This window comes from Streptomyces sp. NPDC002643 (assembly GCF_053592555.1).
In genome coordinates, this window is record NZ_JBSFVY010000027.1 from 122,066 (window position 1) to 131,961 (window position 9,896).

Genomic DNA, 9,896 nt, shown 5'->3' on the forward strand with positions numbered 1-9,896 from the left:
CATCGCATCGGCATCCTGCGGGCTGCAACGCCGTTGCCGTTGCGTTTGCCGTCGCGTACAGGTCCGCGTAGTGGAAGGAACAGAGGGAAGCATGTCGTTCGGGCCGCCGCCGGGTACGCCCCCGCATTCGGGTCTACCGCGTTACCCCTCTCCCTCGACGACCGGAAGCCCGACCACCTCGTCGTCCGCCTGGAGCCCGGCCACCTCGTCGTCCGCCTGGAGCGCGCCCACCGACGTCGAGCGGGCCCTGTCGCAGGCCAAGGAACGGGCGGACTGGGCCGGTTACTTCGACACACTCGCCCGGAGTCGGGTGTTCTTCGAGATCCGGCGGGACCGGGCCGACGCCACACCCGGCGGTACGGCTCCCGTGTTCGGCCGTGATCCGAGGGTGGCCGGAGGCCGGGTCTGGGCGGTGTTCACGGAGGGGATTCTGCCCGCGCCCGAGCCGGAGAGGGTGTTCGACTGGAATCCGCTCGGGTGGTTCGCCCGGGTGTGGGAGCCCGGGGACCCGCTGGTGATGGTCGTCGACCAGGGGAGCCCCTGCGAGGCGTTTCTGCCGCTGACACCCCCGCAGTCGGCGGCCTGGGTCCAGCACTCCGACCGGGTGGGGAGCCCGCCGAGGCCCACGGCGTTGCGTGCGCTCATGGTCGGTGGGGCCCTGCACGGGCCCGTCGCCCACGGTCTGGCCTGCGGCGCGCTGCTGTGCGTCAACAACGGCTCCCTCTGGAACGCCATGGCCTGGCACGGCACCGGCTACCCCGGGGAGCGCCGACGGCTGCGCGAGTGGTGGGGCGTGACGACACGGGAGGACTGGCAGGGGCGGCAGCGACAGCTGCTGGCGTGCGAAGGGTCCAGCCCGGTCTGGGAGTTCGCCCTCGGCCTGCGGCGTTCCATCGCCCGCGACTTCGGCGGCCACGTCGACGCGGGGTACTGGCGGCAGGCCGCCGAGAACGTCCTGCGCGCCAACGCCGCCGGCTCGACCGTGCTGGGCCCCGACGGGGTCACCCGGATCGAGCCGCGCCCCGAGGCGGAGACCGAGGCCAGGATCGAGGGCGTACGGCATCTCATCGGGCGGATCACCCGGTACGAGGCCCGGATGCGTGCCGACGGAGTCCTGGACGAGGGGCGGTACGTCACCTCCGTCGAGGCATGGGATCTGGGGCGGGCCTCGAAGATGGCCCGGTGGGGACTGGGGGCGCGTTACTGCACCCTGGCGGAAGCGGAGTCCGCGGTCGTCGAGGCCGGACGCCGCGCCGCGCTGGAGTACCGGTCCTGGCAGGACTTCTCCGCCGGGTACGTCCTCGGCCGGTGCCTCCACTTCGACGAGGAGGAGTTCGGCGCCTGGTACACCGACATGGTCGAGGCACACCGGATTCTGATGTCCGACCCCGGAAGCCCCTGGCTCAACATCCCCTTCAGGTAGCCGTGTTCGTTCCACATCCCCTTCAGGTAGCCGTGTTCGTTCCACGCGGTCGTCCGGATCGGTCCAGACCAATAAGGTTGTCAATGCCGGGTGCGCGAGAGGCGTTCACCCTTCCGGGGGTCGGTCGCGGGCCTCAATTCTCCTCGCCGCGTGCCGAGTTGAGGCATATGCGTCTCACTCTGTGTCGATACGGCCCGCACCTTGGGTGAGTTGATCAAGAAGATCCGGTGTTGATCGGGGCATGCCGTGGATATGGTGCTGATGCAAGACGATGCAGGAGGGACGGCGAGACAGCCGCCGAACCTCGACAGGGGCCGACTGAGGCGGTGGTCGTCACCACGCCGCAGTGAACGGGGTGGTGTGCAGCGTGCCGACCGCGATAGCCGTCACCAGTTCCGATCTGGTGCTCCCACCGCATGACCGGCAGACCCCGCCCGCGGTCGTCCAGCCGCAGGCCACCCTCGAACACTCCCTCCTCGGTATGCACGCGCTGATCGAGCAGCACGGGTACGTCATCGCCCTCCACTCGGCGGCGCGCACGACCTCCGAGGAACTCGCCGTCGCCCGACGGCTGCACACCGTCCGCTCCGTGCTGGAGAGCGACCGCATCGCCCTCCTCGGCGTCGACCTCCCGCCCCTCGGACTGGCCCTGCTCGCCCAGCAGTTACGCCAGCTGTCCGTCTGCGACTTCAGCCCCGGCGTACTCGCCTCCGCCGTACGCCTCCTCGCGCACTACATCTACGCCGGCGCCCACCTCGGCTCCGTCGCCAAGCTCGACCGTGTCCCCGTCACCCTCAAGTCGCACGCCAAGTCCTGGATGCCGGGCGCCCAGTTCGTCGTCCTGGCCAACCCGCGCCCCCAGCTCGTACGGCTCGGCGCCGCGCAGGAGCCGCTCGCCGGGCCGGAGTTCGGCACCCGGCTGCTCGTGGCGCAGGGGCCGCAGCCACCGGGGGGCGGCGAATGGGTCAGCTCGACCCTCGCCCCCGCCTGGCAGGTCCAGAGCGCGGTGAACGTCCCGCTGCCGCAGGAGTCCACACGCTGGTGGGGCACCGGCAAACTCGTCGAGTTCGCCGCCGGCCTCTCCGACGTCTCCGTGCTCTACCAGCTCGTCTCCTCCGTACGCCGCGAGACCTGCCACTGGTGCGGTCTGGAACTCATCGGCGACCGCTGCGGCTTCTGCGCGGCGCCCCTACGAGAACCGGAACCACCGGCACCCGTGCGCGCGCTGCCACGGGGGGTCACATGACCGACGTACGACAACTGACCTACGTACGGCAGCCGATGAACGTACGACAACTCCATAGCCCGTGAGGACGTAGCTGTGCGGCGAGGCGAGTCACGGCTCGACCGCCGCACCGCCCCACAGCTTTGACCGCTCGACCCGTCCGTTCCCCCGCCCGATCGAGGTTGTCCGAGTCATGAACTCACGCCAGCGCCGTGGCGTCATTCTCCTGGTCCTGTCGGCCCTGTGCGCCCTGGCCGCCTTCGCCGGGGTGCTCTCCGTGATCCGTGACGTGAACTCGAAGGTCGGGCCCGAGGTGACGGCGTACCGGCTGAAACGGGACATCGCGCCGTACAAGGAGCTCACGGCGAGCCAGTTCGAGAAGATCTCGATGCCCAAGCGCTGGCTGTCGGAGACGGCGGTCACCGATCTCGCGCAGATACGCGGCAAGATCGCCGTGACGCAGTTGGAGAAGGGCTCGCTCCTCCAGTCCGACATGATCGTGGAGCGGCCCGAACTCGATCCGGGGCAGCAGGAGATCGCCATCATGATCGACGCGTCCACGGGTGTCGCCGGGAAGATCAACCCTGGATCGCGGGTCAACATCTACGCCACGTTCGAGGACAAGGACAGCGACTCGGGCAAGGACACGTCCAAGTTGATGGTCGCCGACGCCCGGGTGATCGACGTCGGCAAGCTCACCCCGCTCGAACCCAACCAGTCCAGCAGCGACCGCCGCCGCACGGCGACCGAGGCCGTCCCGATCACCTTCGCCCTCGACACCGCCGACGCCCAGCGCGTCGCGTTCGCCGAGTCGTTCGCCGTGCATGTCCGGATGGCCCTGGTCGCGGGCGGCGACGAGGCCACCGTGATCCAACCGGACGACCGTTCGTACACCCTCGACGAGGACAAGTAGGAGGCCACGCGATGAGGTCGGTACGGGACGTCCGTACGACGCCACCTCGAACGGGGGTACGTCGCATGGGGGGTCGCATGGGGGTACGTCGCATGAGCATGGTGACCGGAACAGGGGTGGCCCGGTGACCATCCGTATCCTCCCCGCCGTCGGCGACGCCGAGTCGGCCCGCTCCCTGACCACCCTCCTCAGCCAGCTCGCCGACGCCGAACCCGCGCCGCCCGTACCCGACTCCACGGCCCTCCTGGACACCCTCGCGCGGCTGGCCGCCGAGGCGCTGGAGGAGCTGCCGGAAGTGGTGCTGGTCCATGAACGGATCGGCCCCGTACCGGCGTTGGACCTGGTCCGCGACCTCGTCCTGCGCTTCCCGGCGGTCGGCGTCGTCCTCGTCACCTCCGACACCAGCACCGGCGTCCTCACCGCCGCCATGGACTCCGGCGCCCGCGGCATCGTCAACCTCCCCCTCTCCTACGACGCCCTCGCCGAACGCGTCCAGGCCGCCGCCGCCTGGTCGGCCGGTATGCGCCGCCACCTCGGCAGCGGTACGGCCGAGCTGTACTCGGGCCCCGGCGGCACCGTCGTCACGGTCAGCGGGGCCAAGGGCGGGGTCGGCGCCACGGTCACCGCCGTCCAACTCGCCCTGGCGGCCCGCGCGTCCGGCCGTACGGTCGCCCTCCTCGACCTCGATCTGCAGTCCGGGGACGTGGCGTCGTACCTGGACGTACAGTTCCGCCGCTCGGTCGCCGACCTCGCCGGGATCACGGACATCAACCCCCGGGTCCTGCAGGAGGCGGTGTACGCCCATGACACCGGCATCGCCCTCCTCCTCGCCCCCGCCGAGGGCGAACGCGGCGAGGAGGTGACCGACCGGGTCGCCCGCCAGGTCCTGGCCGCGCTCCGCTCCCGGCACGACGTGGTGATCGTCGACTGCGGCGCCCAGATGAACGCGGCGACGGCGGCGGCGGTCGAAATGGCCGACCAGTCGCTGCTGTTGCTGACCCCGGACGTGGTGGCCGTCCGCGCCGCCAAACGCATGGTCCGCCTCTGGGACCGCCTCCAGATCCGCAAGGCGGAGGAGACCCTGACGGTCGTCAACCGCCACTCACGCGGTACGGAGATCCAGCCGTCCCTCGTCGAGAAGGTCACCGGCACGAGGGTGGCCCGCAACGCCGTGCCCGCCGCCTTCAAGGAACTCCAGTCGGTGGTGGACGCGGGGCGGCTGCAGGACCTGGACGCCCGCTCGGCTGTGAAGCAGGCGCTGTGGTCGCTGGCGGGCGAGCTGGAGTTGGTGACGGCCCAGGAGGGGGGAGGGGGTGGCGGCCGACGCCGACGCGCCTCCTCCTCGGACCGGGGTGCCCTGGTCCTGCGCCGCAAGGGCGGCGACCGGGGCTCGGCCACGCTCGAATTCGCCGGGATGCTCCCGCTGATCCTCATCGTGATGACGATCCTCTGGCAGGCCGCCCTCTACGGCTACAGCTACACCCTCGCCGGCAACGCCGCCGACGAGGCGGCCCGCGCGGCCACCGCCGCGTACGCGATCGACGGCGATGTGGCGGGCGCCTGCGAGTCCGCGGGCACCGCCCACCTCCCCGGAGCCTGGTCCGACACCTCGGTCGACTGCGCGCCCGAGGGCCTCGTCATGCAGGCCGAGGTCGAGACGAACGTCCCCCTCTTCTTCCCGGGCTTCGACGCGGGCTGGACGGTGTCGGGCGAGGCGGGAGCGGCGTTGGAGGGGGATACGCCGTGAGCGGGGTTGCCGTATTTCCCCGCAGCTTGAGTGGGCCGGCCGTACTCTGCCGCCGCTCGACGAATCCGCCGCAACGGCCCGTCACCACGGTGATGCGCCCCGGTGGTGCCGAACCATCCGCACGCCCCACCGAGGCCCCACCCACCGAGGCCCCACCCACCGAGGCCCCACCCACCGAGGCCCCACCCCCCGTCGCCTCCACCCGTCCCGCGCCGAAGCGAGCCCCCCGCCGCCACGACCGAGGCTCCGTCATCCTGGAGTTCGCCGGCTTCCTGCCGATCCTCCTCCTCGTCGGCATGGCCGCGATCCAGCTCGGCCTCATCGGCTACGGCATCAGCCAGGCCGGCTCGGCGGCCCGCGCGGCGGCCCGCGCCGAGTCCCTGGAACCCGGCACCGGCGCGGCCGCGGGCACCGCCTCGGCCAGCTCATGGCTGACCCCCCAGGTCGACCCGGGCGGCGGCGGAGGCGACACCACGACAGCCACGGTCACGGTCACCGTCCCCTCGATCGTCCCCCTGCTCGACCCGGTCACCCTGGAACGCACCGCCACCATGCCCAATGACACCGACCCCGACTGACCCCCACGCCCCAAGCCAGCCCACCCCGAGAGGAGTTGACGAAAGATGAGCCTGCGATCCCGTATCGCCGCCCCCGACGAGGGGGGAACCGGACGCGAGGACGGACACCTCGTGGCCGTCTACCGCGCCAAGCTCCTCGAAGAGATCGACCTCGCCGAGATGTCGACGCTGACGGCATCCGACCGCCGCGCCCGCCTCGAACGTGTACTCGGCCACATCATCAGCCGAGAGGGCCCGGTCCTCTCCTCCGCCGAACGCTCCCAACTCATCCGCAGGGTCGTCGACGAGGCCCTGGGCCTGGGCGTCCTCGAACCCCTCCTCGCCGACGCCTCCGTCACGGAGATCATGGTCAACGGCCCCGACTCGATCTTCGTCGAACGAGCCGGCCGGGTCGAACAACTCCCGCTCCGCTTCGCCTCCACCGACCAGCTGATGCAGACCATCGAGCGCATCGTCTCCACGGTGAACAGAAGGGTCGACGAGTCGAACCCCATGGTCGACGCCCGCCTCCCCACCGGCGAGCGCGTCAATGTCATCATCCCCCCGCTCGCCCTCACCGGCCCCACCCTCACGATCCGCCGCTTCCCGAGGGCGTACACCCTCCCCGAGCTGATCGGCCTGGGCTCCCTCGACGAGCAGATGCTGATGCTGCTCGCCGCCTTCGTCCGCGCCCGCTTCAACGTGATCGTCAGCGGCGGTACCGGCACCGGAAAGACCACCCTCCTCAACGCCCTCTCCGGCCTCATCCCGCCCCGCGAACGCATCATCACCATTGAGGACTCCGCCGAACTCCAGCTACAGCAGGAACACGTCATCCGCTTGGAATCGAGGCCCCCCAACATCGAGGGCAAGGGCCAGATCACCATCCGCGACCTGGTCCGCAACTCCCTCCGTATGCGCCCCGACCGCATCATCGTCGGCGAGGTCCGAGGCGGCGAGACCCTCGACATGCTCCAGGCGATGTCAACCGGCCACGACGGCTCCCTCGCCACGGTCCACGCCAACTCCGCCGAGGACGCGCTGATGCGCCTGCAGACTCTCGGCTCGATGTCGGAGGTCCTCATCCCCTTCGAGGCCCTCAAGGACCAGATCAACTCGGCGGTGGACGTGGTCGCCCAGCTCACCCGCTTCGCCGACGGCTCCCGCAAGATCACCGAGATAGCCCTGCTGGTCTCGCACGGTCGCGAACAGTTCCGTATCGCCACGGTCTCCCGCTTCGTCCCGGCCCCCCTCGGCGCCGACCGCGTCGTCCACGGCCACTTCGAGCACCTGCCGATTCCCCGCCCGGTCGCGGAGAAGCTGTACGTCGCCAACGAGCCCCTCCCACCCGCGTACGGCGTCGCGGAGGCCATCGACGCCCTCAACACGAGGCAGGCCATCGGATGAGGCCCAGGACCACCCACAGGTCGTACGTGACCGTCCCTCGGCCGTACGTGACCATCCTTCGGCCGTATGTGAGCGCCGTTCGGCCGTACGTGACCATCCTTCGGCCGTACGTGAGCGCCGTTCGGCCGTACGTGACCGTCCCCCGGACAGTCAGGAGCGGGCCGTGACCGACCCCACCCTGCTCGCCCTCGGCGCCACCGTCCTGTGCTGCACGCTCGCCGTCGCGGGCGCGCACGCGTACGCCTCGGGCCGCGCCCAGCGCCAGGCCCTGGTCGACCGCTTGGCGGGCAACACCCCGAGCGGCCCCCTCCGCACGGCGGCCGGCCGAGTACGCCGCTTCACGGCCGTCGACCGCCGTCTGCGCCGCACCCGCCTGGGCCGAGCCATCCACCTACGCCTCACCACCACAGGCCTCGACCTCACGGCGGGCGAATTCGCGACCTACGTCGCCCTGCTGGTCATCGCCCTGTGGCTGATCGCGGCGACGACCCTCGCCCCCTTCTTCGGCCCGATCGCCGGCGCGGTCGCCATCTGGAGCGCGGCCATCTTCCTCAACTGGCAGCGCCAGAAACGCATCGAGGCGTTCATCAACCAACTCCCCGACGTGGCCCGCCTCCTGGCCAACGCCACGGCGGCCGGCCTCGCCCTGCGTACGGCACTGGCGATGGCGGCGGAGGAGTTGGAGGCCCCCGCAGGCGAGGAGTTGGCCCGGGTCGCCGACCAACTCTCCCTCGGCCGCTCGGTCGACGACGCCCTCGGCGAACTCGCCGAACGCCTCCCCTCCCGCGAACTGATCGTCCTGGTCACCACCCTCGTCCTCTCCAACAAGGCGGGCGGCTCGGTCGTCAGCAGCCTCCGCAACCTCACCCAGACCCTGGAGGACAGGAAGGAAACCCGCCGAGAGGTCCGCACGATGCTCTCCGAGGTCAACGCCACGGCCTTCACGGTCCCGTTCCTGGGCCTGGGCTCGTTGTTGCTCATCAACTCCTCGAACGAGGGCGCCCTGGCCCGGGTGACCAGCTCCCCCCTCGGCCAGATCCTGGTGCTGATCTCGATAGGCCTCTACACGGTCGGCTTCTTCGTGATCCGCCGCCTGGGCAAGATCGAAGTGTGAGAGGGGAGCCGACCGATCATGACGACCATCTCGATGCTCCCCCTCCTCCTCGCCCTCCTCATGGCGATCTCGGTCGCGGGCGTCATCCTCGGCATCCGCATGATCCGGGCGGACGCCAAACTCCCGACCGATCTGGCGCTGGCCCTGGAGGTCGGCGCCACCCGCGTCTCCAAGACCGGCTCCGCCATCGACCGCCTGGGCATGCGCTTCGCCCCCCTGGTCCTGCGCCTGATGGGCCCCCGCAGGGTCGAGGCCAAACGCCGCCGCATCGACATGGCGGGCAACCCCGGCGGCCTCACCCTCAACCGTTACGCCGCCCGCCGAGCCGTCTACGGCTTCTTCGGCGCCTTCATGGGCCTGGTCTTCCTCACCGGCGGCCGCCCCCTGCTGGCCGCCGGCACCCTCGCCTTCGGCCTCCTCGCCGCGGACGCCGCGATCTGGCAGGCCATCCGCGAACGCAAGGACGTCATCGACCGCACCCTGCCCGACTTCCTCGACGTCCTGGCGGTCGTGGTCTCGGCGGGCCTGGGCTTCCGCCAGGCGCTGGACCGGGTGGCGGAGAAGTACGAGGGCCCCTGGGCCGACGAGCTACGCATCACGCTCCGCCAGATGGATATGGGCGTCAGCCGCCGCCAGGCCTTCGACGAACTCCGCAAACGCAACTCCTCCGAACAGGTCGCCCAGTTCGTCTCGGCCCTCCAACAGGGCGAGGAACTGGGTTCCCCCATCGCCGAAACCCTGATCCAACTGGCGGCCGACATGCGCCGCACAGACGCCCAGAACGCCCGCCGCCGAGCAGCCCGAACCATCCCCAAGGCGACTCTGGTGACGTTGGTCTTCATGCTCCCGGCCACGATGATCCTGATCGCGACGGGCATGTTCCTGGGCTCAGGAACAAACTTCGGCGAAATCCTGGGCCGATGAACCGGCGATGGGTCACCCAACCGCGGGCAGCCGCACGCCTTACTCAGGCCCAACCGCGGGCATCCGCACGTCCTACTCAGGCCCAACCGCGGGCAGCCGTGCCGCAGGGGCGCTGGTTGATCGTCCTCGCCCAACTGCGGGCAGTCGTGCCGCTGGGGCGGCACGGGTGGGCGCAGCGGCACCCTGTAAGCGCGGGCAAGCGAAACCCCGACCCGGCCCACAGCACCTCCGGTCACGCACAACCCCCGCCCAACCCCACCCCAACCTCACCCCCCACCAAGGGGTACCTGGAGGACGACGCCCAACCCCCCGCAACCCTCCGCCTCCAACTCAACGCCCTCCAATCCCTCTCCCGCCAAACCATCGCCGTCCGCCTCACGATGCTCGCCATAGGCACCCCCTTCGCCCTGGCCAACACCACAGACGGCCCCCCAACCCAAGCCGTACTCACCGCCGCCGCCCTGGCCATCACCCTCTCCTACGCCACCCTCAGTGGGCGGTTCGTGAGTCTTTGAGTGGGTCTGTTGTCGCCTGATGGTGTGGCGGCGGGGCGGAATCTGGCGGTCCGCGGTTGGTGATCTGGTGA

General features: G+C 70.6%; 9 protein-coding genes. All 9 read left to right on the forward strand.

Features of this window, described 5'->3' with window-relative positions:
• Nucleotides 1-91 precede the first annotated feature (91 nt).
• The 9 genes from ACWD4G_RS33585 (at nucleotide 92) to ACWD4G_RS33625 (ending at nucleotide 9,825) form a co-directional block, all read left to right on the forward strand.
• Complete coding sequence (locus tag ACWD4G_RS33585) at nucleotides 92-1,423, forward strand: DUF1266 domain-containing protein (protein WP_451300200.1); 1,332 nt, start codon at nucleotides 92-94, stop codon at nucleotides 1,421-1,423.
• Between the two features lie 367 nt (nucleotides 1,424-1,790).
• Complete coding sequence (locus ACWD4G_RS33590; protein WP_451300202.1) at nucleotides 1,791-2,669, forward strand: hypothetical protein; 879 nt, start codon at nucleotides 1,791-1,793, stop codon at nucleotides 2,667-2,669.
• Nucleotides 2,670-2,841: 172 nt separating this feature from the next.
• Nucleotides 2,842-3,561 (forward strand): Flp pilus assembly protein CpaB, encoded by a 720-nt coding sequence (gene cpaB / locus ACWD4G_RS33595; RefSeq protein WP_451300204.1) that lies wholly within the window; start codon nucleotides 2,842-2,844, stop codon nucleotides 3,559-3,561.
• A 124-nt stretch (nucleotides 3,562-3,685) separates the two neighbouring features.
• Complete coding sequence (locus ACWD4G_RS33600) at nucleotides 3,686-5,308, forward strand: AAA family ATPase (RefSeq protein ID WP_451300206.1); 1,623 nt, start codon at nucleotides 3,686-3,688, stop codon at nucleotides 5,306-5,308.
• 26 nt (nucleotides 5,309-5,334) lie between these two features.
• Nucleotides 5,335-5,886: a TadE/TadG family type IV pilus assembly protein gene (locus tag ACWD4G_RS33605; RefSeq protein ID WP_451300208.1), complete on the forward strand. Its 552-nt coding sequence runs from the start codon at nucleotides 5,335-5,337 to the stop codon at nucleotides 5,884-5,886.
• Nucleotides 5,887-5,931: 45 nt separating this feature from the next.
• Nucleotides 5,932-7,272 (forward strand): CpaF family protein, encoded by a 1,341-nt coding sequence (locus tag ACWD4G_RS33610; protein ID WP_451300210.1) that lies wholly within the window; start codon nucleotides 5,932-5,934, stop codon nucleotides 7,270-7,272.
• Nucleotides 7,273-7,435: 163 nt separating this feature from the next.
• A complete protein-coding gene (locus ACWD4G_RS33615) occupies nucleotides 7,436-8,386 on the forward strand; it encodes a type II secretion system F family protein (RefSeq protein ID WP_451300212.1) in 951 nt (316 codons plus the stop codon).
• 18 nt (nucleotides 8,387-8,404) lie between these two features.
• Nucleotides 8,405-9,310: a DUF5936 domain-containing protein gene (locus tag ACWD4G_RS33620; RefSeq protein WP_451300214.1), complete on the forward strand. Its 906-nt coding sequence runs from the start codon at nucleotides 8,405-8,407 to the stop codon at nucleotides 9,308-9,310.
• Between the two features lie 116 nt (nucleotides 9,311-9,426).
• Complete coding sequence (locus tag ACWD4G_RS33625) at nucleotides 9,427-9,825, forward strand: hypothetical protein (protein ID WP_451300216.1); 399 nt, start codon at nucleotides 9,427-9,429, stop codon at nucleotides 9,823-9,825.
• Nucleotides 9,826-9,896 lie beyond the last annotated feature (71 nt).

Excerpts from the sequence above, each read along its gene's own strand:
- ACWD4G_RS33620 (WP_451300214.1), top strand. The coding sequence starts at position 8,405 with ATGACGACCATCTCGATGCTCCCCCTCCTCCTCGCCCTCCTCATGGCG.
- ACWD4G_RS33585 (WP_451300200.1), top strand. The coding sequence starts at position 92 with ATGTCGTTCGGGCCGCCGCCGGGTACGCCCCCGCATTCGGGTCTACCG.
- ACWD4G_RS33610 (WP_451300210.1), top strand. The coding sequence starts at position 5,932 with ATGAGCCTGCGATCCCGTATCGCCGCCCCCGACGAGGGGGGAACCGGA.
- cpaB (WP_451300204.1), top strand. The coding sequence starts at position 2,842 with ATGAACTCACGCCAGCGCCGTGGCGTCATTCTCCTGGTCCTGTCGGCC.